The organism is Enterobacter sp. I4 (genome assembly GCF_022669095.1).
GTDB lineage: Bacteria > Pseudomonadota > Gammaproteobacteria > Enterobacterales > Enterobacteriaceae > Enterobacter > Enterobacter pasteurii.
The window spans coordinates 177,291-194,771 of record NZ_JALBUO010000003.1 but is presented as its reverse complement, the minus strand read 5'-3'; the positions used below and the strand labels follow the sequence as shown (position 1 = coordinate 194,771).

17 protein-coding genes and 2 pseudogenes are annotated in these 17,481 nt (G+C 62.9%); 12 read left to right on the top strand and 7 right to left on the bottom strand.

The genetic code is table 11. The features are described 5' to 3' along the window. Positions 1 to 218 precede the first annotated feature (218 nt). A complete protein-coding gene (gene uraD / locus MOQ06_RS20230) occupies positions 219 to 710 on the top strand; it encodes a 2-oxo-4-hydroxy-4-carboxy-5-ureidoimidazoline decarboxylase (RefSeq protein WP_242174583.1) in 492 nt (163 codons plus the stop codon). Then, on the top strand, positions 707 to 1,030 hold the full coding sequence (uraH, locus tag MOQ06_RS20225) for a hydroxyisourate hydrolase (protein ID WP_242174582.1): 324 nt from the start codon (positions 707 to 709) through the stop codon (positions 1,028 to 1,030). Before uraD ends, uraH begins: the two co-directional genes overlap by 4 nt. Here uraH and guaD read toward each other — a convergent pair. Both guaD and MOQ06_RS20215 read right to left on the bottom strand, forming a co-directional pair. Further along, positions 1,010 to 2,329 (bottom strand): guanine deaminase, encoded by a 1,320-nt coding sequence (guaD, locus tag MOQ06_RS20220; RefSeq protein ID WP_242174581.1) that lies wholly within the window; start codon positions 2,327 to 2,329, stop codon positions 1,010 to 1,012. The genes uraH and guaD overlap by 21 nt on opposite strands. Further along, positions 2,326 to 3,834, bottom strand: coding sequence for an NCS1 family nucleobase:cation symporter-1 (locus MOQ06_RS20215; protein ID WP_148420928.1), 1,509 nt, complete (start codon positions 3,832 to 3,834; stop codon positions 2,326 to 2,328). The genes guaD and MOQ06_RS20215 overlap by 4 nt, the downstream gene beginning before the upstream one ends. 146 nt (positions 3,835 to 3,980) lie before the next feature. Between MOQ06_RS20215 and MOQ06_RS20210 the strand changes: the two genes are divergently transcribed. The 3 genes and pseudogenes from MOQ06_RS20210 to puuE form a co-directional block, all read left to right on the top strand. Then, a complete protein-coding gene (locus MOQ06_RS20210) occupies positions 3,981 to 4,697 on the top strand; it encodes a GntR family transcriptional regulator (protein WP_242174579.1) in 717 nt (238 codons plus the stop codon). Further along, positions 4,697 to 5,571 (top strand): annotated as a pseudogene (gene hpxA, locus MOQ06_RS20205) (allantoin racemase). Before MOQ06_RS20210 ends, hpxA begins: the two are co-directional and overlap by 1 nt. Then, positions 5,537 to 6,388: pseudogene (gene puuE / locus MOQ06_RS20200) on the top strand (allantoinase PuuE); the annotation flags it as partial. The pseudogenes hpxA and puuE, both read left to right, overlap by 35 nt. Positions 6,389 to 6,436: 48 nt before the next feature. Here puuE and hpxZ read toward each other — a convergent pair. The 4 genes from hpxZ to hpxW are packed head-to-tail and all read right to left on the bottom strand — an operon-like array spanning position 6,437 to position 9,996. Then, positions 6,437 to 6,823: an oxalurate catabolism protein HpxZ gene (hpxZ, locus tag MOQ06_RS20195; protein ID WP_148420920.1), complete on the bottom strand. Its 387-nt coding sequence runs from the start codon at positions 6,821 to 6,823 to the stop codon at positions 6,437 to 6,439. After that, positions 6,820 to 8,217 carry an AtzE family amidohydrolase gene (locus tag MOQ06_RS20190; RefSeq protein WP_242174577.1) on the bottom strand — a complete coding sequence of 466 codons (1,398 nt, stop codon included), beginning with the start codon at positions 8,215 to 8,217 and terminating at the stop codon, positions 6,820 to 6,822. The genes hpxZ and MOQ06_RS20190 overlap by 4 nt, the downstream gene beginning before the upstream one ends. Further along, a complete protein-coding gene (gene hpxX, locus MOQ06_RS20185; protein WP_176610685.1) occupies positions 8,214 to 8,402 on the bottom strand; it encodes an oxalurate catabolism protein HpxX in 189 nt (62 codons plus the stop codon). The genes MOQ06_RS20190 and hpxX overlap by 4 nt, the downstream gene beginning before the upstream one ends. Positions 8,403 to 8,412: 10 nt before the next feature. Further along, positions 8,413 to 9,996 (bottom strand): oxamate amidohydrolase, encoded by a 1,584-nt coding sequence (gene hpxW / locus MOQ06_RS20180; RefSeq protein WP_242174576.1) that lies wholly within the window; start codon positions 9,994 to 9,996, stop codon positions 8,413 to 8,415. A 144-nt stretch (positions 9,997 to 10,140) separates the two neighbouring features. Between hpxW and hpxU the strand changes: the two genes are divergently transcribed. From hpxU to hpxK, 7 genes are all read left to right on the top strand, one after another. Then, positions 10,141 to 10,980 (top strand): MurR/RpiR family transcriptional regulator HpxU, encoded by an 840-nt coding sequence (gene hpxU / locus MOQ06_RS20175; RefSeq protein WP_193356343.1) that lies wholly within the window; start codon positions 10,141 to 10,143, stop codon positions 10,978 to 10,980. Between the two features lie 191 nt (positions 10,981 to 11,171). Further along, the gene (locus tag MOQ06_RS20170) at positions 11,172 to 11,954 is read left to right on the top strand and encodes a transporter substrate-binding domain-containing protein (protein WP_242174575.1); all 783 of its coding nucleotides are present in this window, start codon (positions 11,172 to 11,174) and stop codon (positions 11,952 to 11,954) included. 4 nt (positions 11,955 to 11,958) lie between these two features. Continuing rightward, complete coding sequence (locus tag MOQ06_RS20165; RefSeq protein WP_242174574.1) at positions 11,959 to 12,624, top strand: amino acid ABC transporter permease; 666 nt, start codon at positions 11,959 to 11,961, stop codon at positions 12,622 to 12,624. Beyond that, positions 12,624 to 13,280 carry an amino acid ABC transporter permease gene (locus MOQ06_RS20160; RefSeq protein WP_176678703.1) on the top strand — a complete coding sequence of 219 codons (657 nt, stop codon included), beginning with the start codon at positions 12,624 to 12,626 and terminating at the stop codon, positions 13,278 to 13,280. Before MOQ06_RS20165 ends, MOQ06_RS20160 begins: the two co-directional genes overlap by 1 nt. Next, positions 13,261 to 13,998 (top strand): amino acid ABC transporter ATP-binding protein, encoded by a 738-nt coding sequence (locus MOQ06_RS20155; protein WP_148420907.1) that lies wholly within the window; start codon positions 13,261 to 13,263, stop codon positions 13,996 to 13,998. Before MOQ06_RS20160 ends, MOQ06_RS20155 begins: the two co-directional genes overlap by 20 nt. A 13-nt stretch (positions 13,999 to 14,011) precedes the next feature. After that, positions 14,012 to 15,253, top strand: coding sequence for an alanine--glyoxylate aminotransferase family protein (locus MOQ06_RS20150; protein ID WP_242174573.1), 1,242 nt, complete (start codon positions 14,012 to 14,014; stop codon positions 15,251 to 15,253). After that, complete coding sequence (gene hpxK / locus MOQ06_RS20145; RefSeq protein ID WP_242174572.1) at positions 15,250 to 16,512, top strand: allantoate amidohydrolase; 1,263 nt, start codon at positions 15,250 to 15,252, stop codon at positions 16,510 to 16,512. The genes MOQ06_RS20150 and hpxK overlap by 4 nt, the downstream gene beginning before the upstream one ends. On the opposite strand, the gene MOQ06_RS20140 is transcribed toward hpxK, so the two are convergent. After that, positions 16,478 to 17,479 (bottom strand): magnesium transporter, encoded by a 1,002-nt coding sequence (locus MOQ06_RS20140; RefSeq protein WP_176610679.1) that lies wholly within the window; start codon positions 17,477 to 17,479, stop codon positions 16,478 to 16,480. The genes hpxK and MOQ06_RS20140 overlap by 35 nt on opposite strands. Positions 17,480 to 17,481: the final 2 nt, after the last annotated feature.

Below are 17,481 nucleotides of genomic sequence, written 5' to 3'. Positions count from 1 at the left end.
TAAGAGGAGTGAGCAATTTGCGTACCAGGCTGCAGCGTGGCGAAAAGCGCGTTGTGGGGCGCGGGTTTGCACTGCTAAGGTGCGTTTTGGGGCGAGGTTTGCCTTAGGATGAATCAATAGTTTCCTGCTGAGGATGGCGGAATCGACTGTTTCACGCCGTCGGCAAGAGTGGCGTAATTTGTGCAATGGCTGTAGACGAGGATTTCAACGGAGCCAACATGATCGCACTACAGGACTTTAATCATTTGCCTTACGAAGAGGCGCTGGCGCGGATCTCTGCGTGCGTGGCGTTGCCTGCCTGGGCCGACGCGCTGGTTCGCGGACGGCCCTATTCCAGCCAGCAAGCGTTGTTCAGCGCGGCGCAGGCGCTGGCGCAAAAGTGGGATGAAGCGGCCCTGGCTCAGGCTCTGAGCGCGCATCCGCGCATCGGCGAAACACCGCCGGGAACGGGGCCGGAGGCCGCGCTGTCGCGCCAGGAGCAGGGGGCGGTTGAGCAGCATCATGCCGACGCCCTGCGGGACGGAAATGCCCGCTACGAAGCCCGCTTCGGACGCGTCTTTCTGATCCGCGCGAAAGGGCGAACCAGCGGGGAAATAGTAGAAGCCCTGCGCGCGCGGCTTGAAAACAGCGAGGCGCAGGAACTGGAGATTGCGCTCGAACAGCTGCGGGAAATTACCTTACTACGGCTGGAAGGAGCGATTGGCGAATGAGCACGCTCAGCACGCATATACTCGATATTTCAACAGGCAAGCCCGCAGAGGGCGTAACGGTGCATCTTGAACGGGAAGGGGAGCGGCTGGCGACCGCGGTCACTAACGCCCAGGGACGCATTGCCGCATTTGTTGCCGATCTGCCTGCTGGCCGTTACCGGCTGGTGGCCGACATCGGTGAATGGTTTACCGGCACCGGCCGCAGCACGCTCTATCCCTGCGCGCAAATTGATTTTGTGACGGGGGAAGCGGCAGACGAGCACTTCCATCTGCCGTTCGTGATTGCGCCCGGCGGATGGTCAACCTACCGGGGCAGCTGACCACACCCGTTCGCCGTTGACCCAGGTTTCGCTGATGTTGCGCTCGTCGCCGAGGGTCATCAGCACAAAAAGCTGCTCATAAATATCCCGGCAGCGGCGGTGGCGCAGGCGCTGTAGCGGCGTCACCGCCGGGTCAATAACGATGAAGTCTGCCTCTTTGCCGGGGCTGAAGCTGCCAATCTTCTCGTCCAGCCGCAGCGCGTGGGCCCCGCCCAGCGTGGCGTGATAAAACGCCTCGCAGGCGCGCAGGCGATAGCTCTGTAGCTGCCCGACCTTATAGGCCTCCCCCAGGGTGCGCAGCATGCTGAAGGTGGTTCCCGCCCCGACGTCGGTGCCGATGCCCATCCGCACCTTATGCTGCCAGCAGGCGGGCAGGCGAAACAGCCCGCTGCCAAGAAACAGGTTAGAGGTGGGGCAGAACGCGACGGCAGAGCCGGTGTCGTGCAGGCACTGCCATTCGCTGTGGTGCAGGTGAATACCGTGCGCAAACACGCTGCGCTCGCCCGTCAGGCCATAGTGGTGATAGACGTCCAGGTAGCGCTCGTGCTCGGGCCAGAGATCGCTCACCCAGGCGACTTCGTGCGGATTTTCACTCAGGTGGGTCTGCATCCAGGTATCCGGAAACTCTTCCCTGAGCAGCCTGACCGCCGCGAGCAGCTCGGGAGAGGAGGTGGGGGCAAAGCGCGGCGTAATGGCATACCCCAGCCGCCCGCGGTTCTGCCAGCGCTGGATCAGCGCCCGCGTCTGCTGATAGCTCGCGTCAGCGGTCTCGGTCAGGTAGTCCGGCGCGTGCCTGTCCATCATCACCTTTCCGGCGATGAGGCGCATGTTCAGGCGCAGCGCCTCGGTAAACAGCGCGTCGACGGAGCCAGGGTGCAGGGTACAGAACACCAGCGCGGTGGTGGTCCCGTTGCTTACCAGCTGGTTAATGAAAAATTCGGCAATTTCTTTTGAGTAGGCCTCATCGGCAAACTGGCTCTCCACCGGAAACGTGTAGGTGGTCAGCCACTCCAGCAGCTGTTCACCGAATGCCCCGATCATCTCCGTTTGCGGATAGTGAACGTGGGTATCAACAAATCCGGGCAGCAGCAGCCTGCCGCGCAGGTCGGTATAGCCCTTGTGCGGATCAAGATGCTTCTCGCCCTCGTGCCAGTCCAGCAGCGCTACGATTTTTCCCTGCTGGATAAACAGCAGCCCGTCCTCCCGGTAGCGCGCGTGGTCGGCAATCAGGTCCGCGCTGTCGCAGACCTGAGCGATATCGAAAAATGCACCGCGTAACGCAGTCTGGTAATCCATCACGGCTCCTGTCTGATAGCGCGCGCGGCCTCGCGTGCGGTGAAGTGCGCGGCGGACGCGCCCTCGCGATCCTTCCGGGCCAGCCAGCGATAGGTCACGCCGCCGAGGAAGACGCCGATAAACCAGCTAAAGTTCGCCACCTCGTGCAGGGCCGGGATAAAGCTTATCACCAGACCCACGCCCACGGAGGGGAGCAGCGCAGCGATGGCTTTTGGATTGAAGCCGTTACGGTACCAGTATTTGCCTTTTGGCGTGTCGTCGAACAGATCGTCTACCGACACCCTGCCGCGCTTAATCAGATAGAAATCGGCGATCAGAATACCGAACAGCGGGCCGATAAACGCGCCAAGCACGTCCAGCGTGTAGTGGATCAGCTCCGGAGAGTTGAACAGGTTCCACGGGGTGAGCAGGATTGAGCCGACGGCGGCGATCATGCCCCCGGTGCGGAAGCTGATCTTCTGCGGCGAGCAGTTAGAAAAGTCAAACGCTGGCGAAACGAAGTTCGCCACGATGTTAATCCCGATAGTGGCGACAATCATCGTCAGCAGGCCGATGGCCACCGCCAGATCGTTCCCCACGCGGCTGACGGTTTCAATCGGGTCGGTGATCATGCGCCCAAACAGCGACTGGGTGCCGGAGACAATCACCACGGTGACCAGGGAGAACAGCAGGAAGTTAAACGGCAGGCCCCAGCGGTTGCCGCGGCGGATCTCCCCCATGCTTTTCCCGTAGCGGGAGAAATCACCGAAGTTGAGCAGCGGGCCGGAGAAGTAGGAGACCACCAGTGCCGTCGCGGCGATCATCTGCCAGGCCTGCTCGCCCGCGGACAGGGATTTGCTGGCGAGGGTAAAGGAGATCCCGTCAAAACCGGTCTTGTATACAATCCAGCCCGCCAGGGCCAGCATCACCACGTAGACCGCCGGACCGGCGATATCAATGAAGCGCTTAATGGCGTTCATACCGTGCCAGAAGACCAAGGCCTGCAAAACCCACATGATGGCAAAGCAGATCCAGCCAAGATGCGTAAGCCCAAGGAAGGCGTCTGCCGTCAGCGCAGCGAGGGAGGGCCAGAATTTCAGCGCCACCAGCATCAGCGCGTTTGCGGCCAGGTAAGTCTGAATGCCGTACCACGCAAAAGCGATAAGCCCGCGGATCACCGCCGGAATGTTCGCCCCGAATACGCCAAACGCCTGGCGGCAGATCACCGCATACGGCACGCCCGCCATCTGGCTCGGTTTTGCCACCAGGTTGGCGCACAGCTGCACAATGCAGATCCCCACCAGCAGGCAGAGCAACACCTGCCAGCTTGCCAGCCCGAGCGTAAAGAAGCTCGCGGCCACGACGTAACCCCCCATGCTGTGAACGTCGGACATCCAGAAAGAAAAGATGTTGTACCAGCTCCAGTTCTGGTCACGCGTCGGTGCCAGATCCTCATTGCAAAGGCGTGGGCTGTATGCCGCACCGGAATCAGCTGCCGTAATCTGCTGCGCGTTTTGACTGTTTGGCATGGATCCTGCTCCTGTTAATGAAAACCCGTTACGTGGTTGTGCAGACGGCGTTGCAGGATCCAGGCCAAAAATCATAAATCTTGTATTCAATACATTAATTTTATGTATACGAAATGATGTTAAAAAGTAAAAAACCGGAGTAGGTAATGAACCACGCGAACGGCCTGCAGGCCGCGCCAGAGCTGCAGGACAAAGATGAATACATCTTTCAGGCGCTGATGACGGCGATTGTCGAACACCAGCTATTGCCGGGAAGTAAATTGCCGGAAGAGGCGCTGGCGGAGGTCTTTGGCGTGAGCCGCACGGGCATCCGCAAGGTGCTGCAGCGACTCGCCGCTGTGCAAATGGTCACCCTGACGCCCAGGCGTGGTGCACACGTGGCCAGCCCGACGGTGGAAGACGCGCGGCAGATCTTTCGTACCCGCGCGCTGCTTGAGGTCGCTAACCTGCCGGACGTGCTGGCGCGCTGCCGGGCGTCGCATCTGGCCGCGCTGGAGGGCGTTATTCGCCAGGAGCAGCAGGCGCACGAGGCCTATGACGGCCCGGCGGCGATCCGCCATTCCGCCAGCTTCCATATTCAGCTGCAGGCCATCTCCGGCAATCAGGTGCTGACTGACATGGTGACCCGCCTGAGCCAGCGCACCTCGCTGGCGATTGCCGCCTGGGGCGCGCCGTGGCGTCAGGGCTGCCGCTGCAACGATCATGAACAGCTCGTGGCGCTGCTGCGTCAGAAAGCGCTGCAGCCCTTAAGCGATGCCTTAATGCACCACTTTGAACATATCGTCGCCAGCCTTTGCTTTGAGCGGGCAGGCGAATGCCTTCCCGATTTTGCCCGGCTGTTTGCCGGCCACAAGGAGTCGTAATGCCATCCGTTCGTATTCAGGTGATCAACCCCAACACCAGCCCCGCAATGACCGAAACCATCGGCGCGGCGGCGCGTGCGGTAGCGGGACCGGGCACGGAAATTCTCGCGGTCTGCCCCAGTGCGGGCGTGCCGTCTATTGAGGGCCATTTTGATGAGGCCATCGCCGCCGTGGGCGTACTGGAGCAGATCAAAAGAGGCAGGGAGCAGGGCGTGGACGGTCACGTTATCGCCTGCTTTGGCGATCCGGGCCTGCTGGCGGCGCGCGAGCTGGCGCAGGGGCCGGTGATCGGGATTGCCGAAGCCGCCATGCACGCGGCGACGCTGGTCGCGACGCGCTTTTCGGTTGTCACCACGCTGCCGCGCACGCTGATTATTGCCCGCCATCTTCTGCACCAGTATGGCTTTTACGATCGCTGCGCGGGGCTGCACGCTATCGACCTCCCGGTGCTGGCCCTGGAAGACGGCAGCGGGCTGGCGCAGGAGAAGGTGCGCGCGCGCTGCATACAGGCGCTGAACGAGGACGGCTGCGGCGCCATTGTGCTGGGCTGCGGCGGCATGGCGACGCTTGCCCGGGAGCTGACGCGCGAGCTGCGCGTGCCGGTCATCGACGGCGTCAGCGCGGCGGTGAAGATGGTGGAATCGCTGGTAGCGCTGGGGCTGTCGACCAGCAAGCACGGGGACCTGGCGTTCCCGGAGAAAAAAGCGTTAAGCGGGCCCTTTCAGGGGCTGGATCCATTTTAAGTGTTGGGGGTGGCAATGGGGCTTTTTGAACAGGATTATCCGCGGGATCTGCGCGGCTATGCGGGTAAGCCGCCGCACGCGCGGTGGCCGGATCGGGCGCGGATCGCGGTGCAGTTTGTGCTCAACTATGAGGAAGGGGCGGAAAACCACGTTCTGCACGGCGATGCCGGGTCAGAGCAGTTCCTGTCGGACATTATCGGGGCGGCCAGCTACCCGGACAGGCACATGTCGATGGACTCCCTCTACGAATACGGCAGCCGCGCCGGGTTCTGGCGGATCCACACTGAATTTCAGAAGCGCGGCCTGCCGCTAACGGTCTTCGGCGTGGCGATGGCGCTGGCGCGCCATCCGGAGATCGTTGAGGCGATCGGGGCGGCGGATTACGACGTGGTCAGCCACGGCTGGCGCTGGATCCACTATCAGCACATGGATATCCACCAGGAGCGTGAGCACCTGCAGAAAGCGGTACACGTCCTGACCGGCCTGTTCGGCAAGCCGCCCACGGGCTGGTACACCGGGCGCGACAGCCCCAGAACGCGTCAGCTGGTGGTGGAGCACGGCGGCTTTGACTACGACAGCGACTACTATGGCGACGATCTCCCCTTCTGGACGGAAGTGGCGCGTCCCGACGGCACCCGTAAACCGCACCTGATTGTGCCCTACACGCTGGATGCGAACGACATGCGCTTTGCCACCGCACAGGGGTTTAATACCGCGGAGCAGTTTTATACCTATCTGAAGGACAGCTTTGACGTGCTGTACGAAGAGGGGGAAAGCGCGCCGAAGATGATGTCCATCGGCATGCACTGCCGCCTGCTGGGGCGGCCGGGACGTTTTCGCGCCCTGCAGCGGTTTCTTGACTACGTGCAGCAGCACGATCGGGTGTGGATCTGTACCCGCCAGCAGATTGCCGACCACTGGCGGGAGGTGCATCCGTTTCAGAAATAATTGAGCCGTTTTTTGCCGGGCGGCGGCTGCGCCTTACCCGGCCTGCGACTATGCCATCAAGCTCACCTGCGCCGCCACGATCCGCCATCCGCAGGCAAACCGTACCCACGTCTGCTGCTGGCGGCCAATCCGTTCCGTTCCCTCGCGGGTAAACTCGGTGCTGCATACGGCATAATCTTCCCCGAAGGTCGTAATCACGGTGTGACGCAGCGTTCGCTGCAGCCCGGCAGAGGGGCGCGCCGCGCGAAAGGCGCGGATCTCATCAATGCCGTACAGGTTTTCACCCGCCCCCAGACGCACCGTGCTTTTGTCGTGCCAGAACAATTCGTCCAGCACGGCAATGCTGTTGCTCACCAGCGCCTCTTCATAGCGGTAAAACGCGGCCGTCACCTCAGCGACTACCCACGGCAGGTTGACGTCTTCGTGATTGATCATGCCGCTATCTCCGCCGCACGGGCATCGGTAATGCCGCTCTCTTCCAGCACCCGCGCCACGCGCAGGCACGCCTGCTCGTTAAACGGTGCGGCAATCAGCTGCAGGCCAATCGGCGCGCCCTGCGCGGTACGCAGCGGGACGGTGGTGACGGGTAAGCCCAAAAACGAGATCGGCTGGGTCAGCATGCCCATACTGGCGCGGATCGGCAGCGGCTGGCCGTTAATCTCCATGGTCTGCTCGCCAATGAACGTGGCGCTGCGCGGGGTTGCCGGGGCAATCAGCACGTCGGCGTGGGCGAACAGCGTTTTAAACGCCTGGCGTGCCAGGGCGCGAAAGCGCTGGGCCTGAATATACCAGGCGGAGGGGATCATCGCCCCTGCCAGCAGCCTTTCGCGGGAGTGTGGCTCAAAGCGGTCTGGCTCGCGGCGAAGGGCGGGGAGGTACTGGTTTCCCCCTTCGGCGGCGCTGATGATAAACGCCGCGGCGCGCGCAAGCTCGGCCTCCGGAAACAGCAGCTCGTCCTGCACGTCGAGCGCCTTCGCTGCCCGCGCCACGGCGTCGCGCGCATCATTGTCGCACCAGGTGGTGAAATAGCCGCCGAGCACCGCGCAGCGCAGGCCGTCAAGCCCGCGCTCAAGCAGGGGGCGCGTCGGTTCGCCCGAACGCTCTGCCTGAAAACCGTCGCTGCTGTCCCGCCCCTGCAGCGCGTCATACACGGACGCCAGGTCGCACACGCGGCGGGCAAAGGGACCGATATGATCCAGGCTCGCGACAAACGGATGGCTGCCGGTGCGCGACAGGCGGCCAAAGGTAGGCTTCAGGCCATAGATGCCGCACAGGGAGGCGGGAACGCGAATCGAGCCGTTGGTGTCGGTGCCGAGCGAAAAGTGCACCAGCCCGGCGGCCACGGCGGCGGCTGAACCGCCGGACGAACCGCCGGCGACGCGGGCCAGATCGTGCGGGTTGCGGGTCGCGCCGTAGTGGCTGTTTTCGGTCGTGAAGCCGTAGGCATAAGCGTCCATGTTCACCATGCCGGACAATAACGCCCCTGCGCCGCGCAGCTGGCGCACCGCAAAGCAGTCGTCAGCGGCGGCGGGGCGCTGGCTGAACAGTTCAGCCCCTGCGAGGGTGGTGTGTCCGGCAACGTCAAACAGGTTTTTTACCGCGTAAGGCACGCCGGCCAGCGGGGGCAGCGGGCGCTTTTCCCGACGCAGGGCGTCGATGCGGTCGGCTTCCGCGAGCATGCGGGCTTCCGTTACGCTGGTCCAGGCGTTGATCATGGGGTTAAGTCGGGAAACCAACTCAAGCGTCTGGCGGGCAATCTCGCGCGCGCTCAGGCTACCCGCGCTCAGCGCCTGCTGAACGTCATCGATGCTCATCTCGTGTAGCCTCATGCTTTATACACTCCTGCGATCTCCAGACGGTCATCAAGCGGCAGCGCCATCAGCGGGGCGGCCATGGCGGCAATGCGGCTGAACTGTTCCCGCAGCGCGGCGCGGCGGGCATCGTCCAGCTCGACGCCGAGCACGGACTCCATTTGGGCAAGATACGCCTGCCAGTCGGGTTGTGGTGTCGTCATTGCTCTCTCCTCAGAATCCGGCGGCGGTGCCGTTGCTGCGCGGGTCAAATGCGCCTTCGAACAGGCCGTCAGGGTGGCGCACAATCGCCCCGGCGTGGCCCATGGCTTCGCTAAAGTCCGGGAACATTTCCACTTCATGCCCCAGCGCCTGCAGGTGGGTGACCGTCTCGGGTGTAAATCGTCCTTCAAGCTTCAGGCTGTCGGAAGTTTGCCCCCAGGTGCGGCCCAGCAGCCAGCGAGGACGGTTTACCGACTCCTGCAGCGGCACGCCCTGTACGGCATAGCGGGTAAAAATCGTCGCCTGGGTTTGCGGCTGTCCGTCGCCGCCCATCGAGCCGTAAACCATCACGCGGCCGTCGCTAAGGCGCGCCGCCGCCGGGTTAAGGGTATGGAAGGGCTGTTTGCCCGGCGCGAGCGCCAGCAGGTGTTCCGGGTTGAGGCTGAAGGACGCCCCCCGGTTCTGCCAGACGATGCCGGTGTCGGGCAGCACCACGCCGCTGCCGAACTCGTGATAAATGCTCTGAATAAACGACACGGCAAGGCCGCTCTCGTCCATCACCCCCATCCACACGGTATCCCCTGGGCCTTTCCCGTTGCCCCACGGCGCCGCGCGGGCGTCGTCAACCCTGTCGGCAAGCTCCTGGAGGGCGGCGGGAGTCAGTAGACTTTGAACGTCGGTTTGCATCTCGCGCGGGTCGGTGATGTGCGCATCGCGCAGGCCGAAGGCCAGCTTGGTCGCTTCCGCGATGCGGTGAATTGTCATCGCGTCGTCGGCATCGGCCATCGCTAACCGGTCCGTAATGCCGAGGATCGCCTGCGAGACCAGCCCCTGCGTCGGCGGGGCGAGATTAAAGATCTCTCCCAGCCGGTGCTGCAGTTTCAGCGGCGCGGTTCGCCGGGCCACGTGCGCGGCCAGATCGTCCCGCGTGACGGGCATGCCTAGCGTCGCCATCCCGCGCGCCAGCGTGTCTGCCAGCGGGCCGCGATAGAAGCTGTCGAGACCGTCCTCCACCAGGCGCTTCAGGGTTAAGGCCAGGGCGGGTTGGCAGAAGCGGCTACCGGCCTGCGGCGGTTTGCCGTTCACCAGCCAGGTCTCCGCGAAGCCGGGGACGTCGTGAAGCTCGTCGTATTTACTGGCCGTGGCGTGGGCCTGCGACGCGGTGACCGGCGTACCGTTCTGCGCGTAGTCAATGGCGTCGGCCAGCAGGCGGGCCAGCGGCAGCGCCCTGCCGGTCATCTCCTGCGAGATCGTCAGCGCCTCGTCCCAGCCGCTCACCGTGCCGGCGACGGTCAGCGCCGCCCGCGGGCCGCGGTGGGGGATGTGTGGCAATCCGTCGTAGGCGGCAAGCGTTGCCAGCGACCCCGCCGCGCCGCTGGCGTCAACGGCGATCGGTTCGCCCTGCGGTGGAACGATAAGCCAGAAGCCATCGCCGCCCAGCCCGTTCATGTGCGGATACACCACGGCAACGGTCGCGGCGGCGGCCACCATTGCCTCTATTGCGCTGCCGCCCTCGCGCAGCACGCCCAGGGCGCTCTGGCTGGCAAGATGGTGGGGCGCGACGGCCATGCCGCGCGTGGAGACATTACTTTGCATAGCGTGTCCTCATAACCCTGTAGGTTACAGGTTGCTGCAAAAGTTGTTCCAGTTCTGAACAAAAAGTTTCATGCCGTTCGCCGCAGAAGCTGGCATGCTAAATGAATAGCAAAGGTGGGATGAAACAAACGTTACAGAGGCGTTATGGAACAGCTTGATGAACGACTGAAAGCGCACTATGCGTCACTATCGCCGCAGGAGCAGCGGGTGGCGGATTTTATTTTTGACCATTTTGACGACCTGATTAGCTACAACAGCGCCGAGCTGGCGCAGCTGAGCGGCGTGTCGAAAGCGACGGTGAGCCGGCTGTTTAAGCGCCTGGGCTATGAGAAGTATAAAGAGATGCGCGACGAGCTGCGCACCCTGCGCCAGAGCGGGATGCCGCTCGCCGACAACCGCGATGCGGTGCAGGGAAACACGCTGCTGGCCCGTCACTATAAGCAGGAGATGGCGAACCTGACCCAGTGGGTCAATGCCCTGGACGCGCAGCAGTTTGCCGACGCCATGGCCTGCATGGTCAGGGCGCGCCGGATTATCATTATCGGCATGCGTAACGCCTACCCCGCGGCGCTGCACCTGCGCCAGCAGCTGCTGCAGGCGCGCGGCCAGGTGCTGGTGCTGCCGCAGCCGGGGCAGAGCCTGAGCGAGGAGCTGGTGGATTTAACGCCCGACGATCTGGTGGTCATGATGGCCTTTCGCCGTCGTCCGCGCATTATTCGCCCGCTGATGCAGCAGCTTCAGCGCAGCGGCATTCCGGTGCTGCTGATGTGCGAGCCGCAGGCCCACAGCCTGTTTCCGCTGGCGAGCTGGCAGCTCTGCGCCCCGCTGGACAGCGTATCCGCCTACGACAGCTACTCGTCGGTCAACAGCCTGATCAGCCTGCTGGCGAACGCCTTCCTGCACGAGATCCTCGATAAAGGCCGCCCGCGCATTCACGAGATTGCCTCCCTCTACCAGCAGCTGGACGAACTCGAACAGCGATAATGGGGCATCGGGCTGGTGCTTTGCATTGTAATGGTGCAGCCGGGCGGGGCGAAAATGGAGAACATTTTCGCCCCGCCCGCGTTTTATCAGGCTTTAAAAGAAAATTCCCCGCTTCGCCTTATCTGGCACATAAGTTGCAAAATTAAATTCAAAGAATCTTTTGTTTCACGCTAACGTTACGGGGAAGCACCATGAAAAAACTGTTAATTGCACTGGCCGGGGCCGCGTGCCTCTTCGCACAACTGCCCGCGAAGGCTGACCAGCTTCAGGATATCGAGAAGCGCGGCACGCTTCGCGTTGCCGTCCCGCAGGACTTCCCGCCGTTTGGCTCGGTCGGGACCGATCTTCAGCCGCAGGGCTACGATATCGACATGGCGCGCTATCTCGCCAGAGAGATGAAGCTCAGGCTTCAGCTCGTGCCGGTAACCAGCGCCAACCGCGTGCCGTATCTGCAAACCGACAAGGTGGATTTGGTCATTTCCAGCCTCGGGAAAAACCCGGAACGCGAAAAGGTGATCGATTTCAGCCGCGCCTACGCGCCGTTCTTCCTCGGGGTGTTTGGCCCGCAAGGGGCCGAGCTGAAGGATGCCGCCGCGCTGAGCGGAAAAACCATCGGCGTGACGCGCGGGGCGGTGGAGGACATGGTGCTCACCAGCCTCGCGCCGAAGGACGCCAGCGTGAAGCGTTACGAAGACAACAACACCACGCTCTCCGCTTACCTCTCCGGCCAGGTGCAGTACGTGGCGACAGGCAACCTCGTGGTGGCGGCCATTTCGCGCCAGAACGCGGCTAAAGCCCCGGTGCCGAGCTTTATGCTGAAAGACTCGCCGTGCTTTATTGGCCTGAAGAAGAACGAACCGGCGCTGAAAGCCAGAGTGGATGCGCTGATTGAGCAGGGCATTAAAAACGGCACCCTGAACGGCCTGTCTGAACAGTGGCTGAAGGCCCCGCTGCCGGCAAGCTTCGGCGTATAAGGCTATGGCTGAGCAACTCGACTTTTCGGCGCTCTGGCCCTACTGGCCGGAGCTGCTGGCGGGGCTGTGGATCACCATTCAGCTGACGGTGATGGCGACCATCGGCGGGCTGGCGACAGGCATTTTTGGCGCGGCGATCCGCAGCGGACGCACGACGTGGTACAGCCGGATCTGGGGCGCGTACGTGGAGATCATCCGCAACACGCCGTTCGTGGTGCAGCTGTTCTTCATCGTCTTCGGCCTGCCGAATCTGGGTCTGAAGATGACGGCGGGGGAGGCGGCGCTGCTGGCCATGATCGTAAACCTTGGCGCGTACAGCACCGAGATTATCCGCGCGGGCATTCAGGTGACGCCCAAAGGGCAGTGGGAAGCCGGACGCGTGCTGGGGCTGACCCGCCTGCAGACCTTTATTCGCGTGGTGCTGCCGCCCGCGCTGCAGCGCATTTACCCGGCGCTGGTGAGCCAGTGCATTATCGTGATGCTCGGCTCGTCGGTGGTGTCGCAGGTCTCGTATGAAGAGCTGACCTTTGCCGCCAACCTGATCCAGTCCAGAACGTTTTTGAGCTTTGAGGTCTATCTGGTGACAACCGGCATTTACTTAGCGCTGTCGATTACCCTGCGCCAGCTGATGATGGCGGCGGGACGCAAATGGCTGGGGGTGCAGGCATGATGACCACCTTTACCGACTGGGACATTATTCGCAACCTGCTGCTGGCCGGACGCTGGACGGTGCTGCTGTCGCTGGTGGCGTTTTTCGGCGGCGCGGCGGTGACGCTGCCGCTCCTGCTGCTGCGCCTGTCGGGCGGGCGCACGGTGAAGCGCATCATCCGCGGCTATATTGAGCTGTTTCAGGGCACGCCGCTGCTGATGCAGCTGTTCCTGGCCTTCTTCGGCGTGGCGCTGTTCGGCATTGACGTTTCGCCGTGGACGGCCGCCTCGCTGGCCCTCACGTTCTACACCAGCGCGTTTTTGCTCGATATCTGGTTTGGCAGCATTCGCGCCCTGCCGAAAGGGCAGTGGGAAGCCTCGCGCTGTCTGGGGCTGACCTTCGGCCAGACGCTGTTTCGCGTGGTGGCGCCGCAGGCGCTGCGCATCGCCATCGCGCCAACCGTGGGTTTCGCCGTGCAGGTGATCAAGGGCACCGCGCTGGCGTCGATTATCGGCTTTATCGAGCTGACCAAGGCCGGCACCATGCTGACCAACGTAACCTACCAGCCGTTCAAGGTCTTTGCGCTGGTGGCGCTGGGCTACTTTATTCTGTGCTATCCGCTGTCCCGCTACAGCCGCTATCTGGAGACGAAATTCAATGCCTCTCATCACCATTAATCAGGTGCAGAAGTACTACGGCGACAACCACGTGCTCAAGGGCGTCGATCTGGATATCGACATGGGCCAGGTGATCTCCATTATCGGGCGCAGCGGTTCCGGCAAAAGCACGCTGCTGCGCTGCATCAACGGCCTTGAAGGGTATCAGGACGGCAGCATCAAGCTGGGCGGCATGACCATTACCGACCGGGACTCCCAGGCGCGCGAAATCAGCCGCTCGGTCGGGATGGTGTTCCAGAGCTTCAACCTGTTCCCGCACATGACGGCGCTGGAGAACGTGATGCTCGCCCCGCGGCGTGTGCTGAAGAAAAGCGCCGCCGACTGCCGGGCGCTGGCGCAGCAGATGCTGGAGAAGGTCGGGCTGGGCGATCGCCTGGATTACTACCCGTCGAGCCTCTCCGGCGGCCAGCAGCAGCGGGTGGCGATTGCCCGCGCGCTGGCGATGTCGCCAAAAGTCTTACTCTGTGACGAGATCACCTCCGCGCTGGATCCGGAACTGGTGGGTGAAGTGCTTAAGGTGCTGGAGCAGCTGGCGGCCGAGGGGATGACCCTGATCCTCGTGACGCACGAAATGAATTTTGCCCGCGAAGTGGGCGACCGCGTGGTGTTTATGCACCAGGGGAAAGTGTGGGAGCAGGGCGACAGCAAAACGCTGTTCGCCAACCCGCAGACCACCGAACTGAAGCAGTTCATCTCCTCGGTTCGCGGCCTCAACTGATAAGGACTTAACCATGGATATCGCACGTTTTCCGCAAATCAACCCGCCGCAGCGCCTGCTGATGGGGCCGGGGCCGATCAACGCCGACCCGCGCGTGCTGCGCGCCATGTCGAGCCAGCTGATAGGCCAGTACGATCCGGCCATGACCCACTACATGAACGAGGTGATGGCGCTCTATCGCGGCGTGTTCCGCACCGACAACCGCTGGACGATGCTGGTGGACGGCACCTCCCGCGCGGGGATTGAAGCGATTCTGGTTTCCGCCATTCGCCCGGGTGATAAGGTGCTGGTGCCGGTGTTTGGCCGCTTCGGTCATCTGCTGTGCGAGATTGCCCGCCGCTGCCGGGCGGAGGTGCATACCATCGAGGTGCCGTGGGGGGAAGTGTTCACGCCGGACCAGGTGGAGGATGCCATTAAACGCATCCGTCCGCGTCTGCTGCTGACCGTGCAGGGCGACACCTCCACCACCATGCTGCAGCCGCTCGCGGAGCTTGGTGATATCTGCCGCCGCTACGACGTGCTGTTTTACACCGATGCCACCGCGTCGCTCGGCGGGAACGCGCTGGAGACCGACGCCTGGGGGCTGGATGCCGTCTCCGCTGGCATGCAGAAGTGCCTTGGCGGTCCGTCCGGCACGTCGCCGATCACGCTGAGCCCGCGGATGGAGGAGGCGATCCGTCGGCGCAGGCGCGTCGAGGAGGGCATTCGTACCGACGCCCACCGCGACGGCGACGAGGAGATGATCTACTCCAACTACTTCGATCTCGGCATGGTAATGGACTACTGGGGGCCGGAGCGGCTGAACCACCACACGGAGGCTACCACCGCGCTGTTCGGCGCCCGGGAATGCGCGCGTCTGATCCTCCAGGAAGGGCTGGATAACGGCATCGCGCGCCATAAGCTGCACGGCGACGCGCTGCTGAAGGGCATTCAGGCGATGGGGCTGGAAACCTTCGGCGACCTGAAGCACAGGATGAACAACGTGCTGGGCGTGGTTATCCCGCAGGGGGTTAACGGCGAACAGGTGCGCAAGCTGATGCTGGAGGATTTCGGGATTGAAATCGGCACCTCCTTCGGGCCGCTGCACGGCAGGGTGTGGCGCATTGGCACCATGGGCTACAACGCGCGCAAGGACTGCGTGATGACCACCCTGAGCGCGCTGGAGTCGGTGCTGAATTACCTGAAGTTCGCTACCACGCAGGGCGCCGCGATGCAGGCCGCGTGGGACCATTATCGCCGCGAGACGCCGCAATGAGCCCGGCGGCAGAACGGGTGATGGCCCGCGCCGACGCGCTGGCCGCCATCAGCGAAACCCCGGATGCGCTCACGAGGGTGTATCTTTCGGCACAGCATCTGCAGGCCAACCAGCTGGTGGGGCAGTGGATGAGCCAGGCGGGCATGGCCGTCTGGCAGGACAGCGTGGGCAATATCTGCGGTCGCTATGAAGGCCGGCAGGAAGGGGCGCAGGCGGTGCTGCTCGGCTCGCATCTGGACACGGTTCGCAACGCCGGGCGCTACGACGGCATGCTCGGGGTGCTTACCGCCATTGAGGTGGTGGACGGCCTGCATCAGCAGGGGATCCGCCTGGCGCAGGCGATCGAGATCGTGGGCTTTTGCGACGAAGAGGGTACCCGCTTCGGCATCACGCTGCTGGGCAGCCGCGGCCTGACGGGCACCTGGCCGCCGGGCTGGCTGGAAGCGCGCGACGCCAGCGGGATCAGCGTGGCGCAGGCGATGGTGCAGGCGGGGCTGGATCCTGTCCGCGTATCGCATGCCGCGCGCGATCGGGAGGATTTCAGCGCCTGCCTGGAGCTGCATATCGAACAGGGCCCGTGCCTTGAACAGCAGGGGCTGGCGCTGGGGGTGGTGGAAGCCATTAACGGCGCGCGTCGTCTGAACTGCCGCTTTACCGGCGAGGCCGGGCACGCGGGCACCGTGCCGATGACGCACCGTAAGGATGCGCTGGCCGCCGCCGCCGAGTGGACAGGAGTGATTGAAAAAACCACCCACAGCCACGGTGGCAATCTGGTGGCAACGGTCGGGACGCTGCGCTGCCTGCCGGGAGCGGTGAACGTGATCCCCGGTGAGGTTGAACTCTCGCTGGATATTCGCGGTCCGCAGGATGCGCCGCTTGACGCGCTGCTTACTGAACTGCTGGCGCAGGCGCGCACGATAGCCGCACGTCGCGGTCTGGACTTCGGCGCCGAGGAGTTTTACCGCATCGCCGCCACGCCGTGCGACGCGGGGCTACAAACCGCGTTGGGGAGGGCCGTCGTATCGGTACAGGGTTGCTCGTTATCCCTTCCCAGCGGCGCAGGGCATGACGCGATAGCGCTGGCGGAACGCTGGCCGGTGGGCATGCTGTTCGTGCGCTGTAAGGGCGGCGTCAGCCACCATCCGGCAGAGTCGGTGATGGCTGAGGATGTCGCGCTGGCAATCGAGGCGTTTGCGCTGGCTGTGGGGCAACTGGCGAACCGCGTTACTCCAGCCCCAGCGTATACTGCGCGATCTTAAAGTAGATAATCAGCCCGGTGCCGTCGATCAGCGTCGCAATAAACGGCGCGGAGACCACCGCCGGGTCGATTTTGCAGCGTTTTAACACCATCGGGATCACCGACGACACAATCGCGCTCCAGAGCGTAATGCACACCAGCGTCAGGCTGACGATCAGCGTGATTTCCATCCCGATGCCCATCATCCAGGCGCGGACGCAGCCCGCCAGGCCCAGCGTGGCGGCAATCATCAGCGAGGTGCTCATCTCTTTACGCAGCACGCGGCCAACGTCGCGCAGGTGGACTTCACCCAGCGCCATGGCGCGCACTAGCGTGGAGGTGATCTGGGTGCCGCTGTTCCCGCCGGTGCCAATCAGCAAGGGTATAAAGAACGCCAGCGCGATGGCGGATTCCAGCGCCTCTTCAAAATGCTGGATCACCGAGCTGGTGTACGCTTCCGCGACAAACAGCAGCAGCAGCCAGACGGAGCGTTTCTTCCACAGGCTGAAGGCGCTGGTCTCCAGATAGGGCTTCTCCAGCGGCAGCGTTGCCCCCTGAAGCTGAGCGTCTTCTGTGACGTCATCTTCCAGCAGATGGGCGATTTCACGTTCCGTAAGACAGCCCACCAGCTTGCCGTGGGTTACCACCGGCACCACATCCGCACCCGCGTGCGCCAGCACCCCGGCGACGTCTGCCCGTTCGTCTTCCGGTTTGAGCTGAATAAACTCCGATATCATCAGCCCCTTAACCGGCTGCACGGTATCCGTGGCCTGCAATAATTTGCGTACGGCAATTAAACCGGCGAGGCGGCCATTATCTTCGATAAAAATATGCGACGGAATATCATCGTCCTTTAATTTTTCGAAAAACTGCTCGCGCGCTAACGCCACGCATAATGAAATATCGATAACAATAAAATCGGTATTCATATATTGCGCAATTGCGCTGTCGTTAAAAGCCAGGTTTTGGTTGTGAATAGCGTAAGACATAA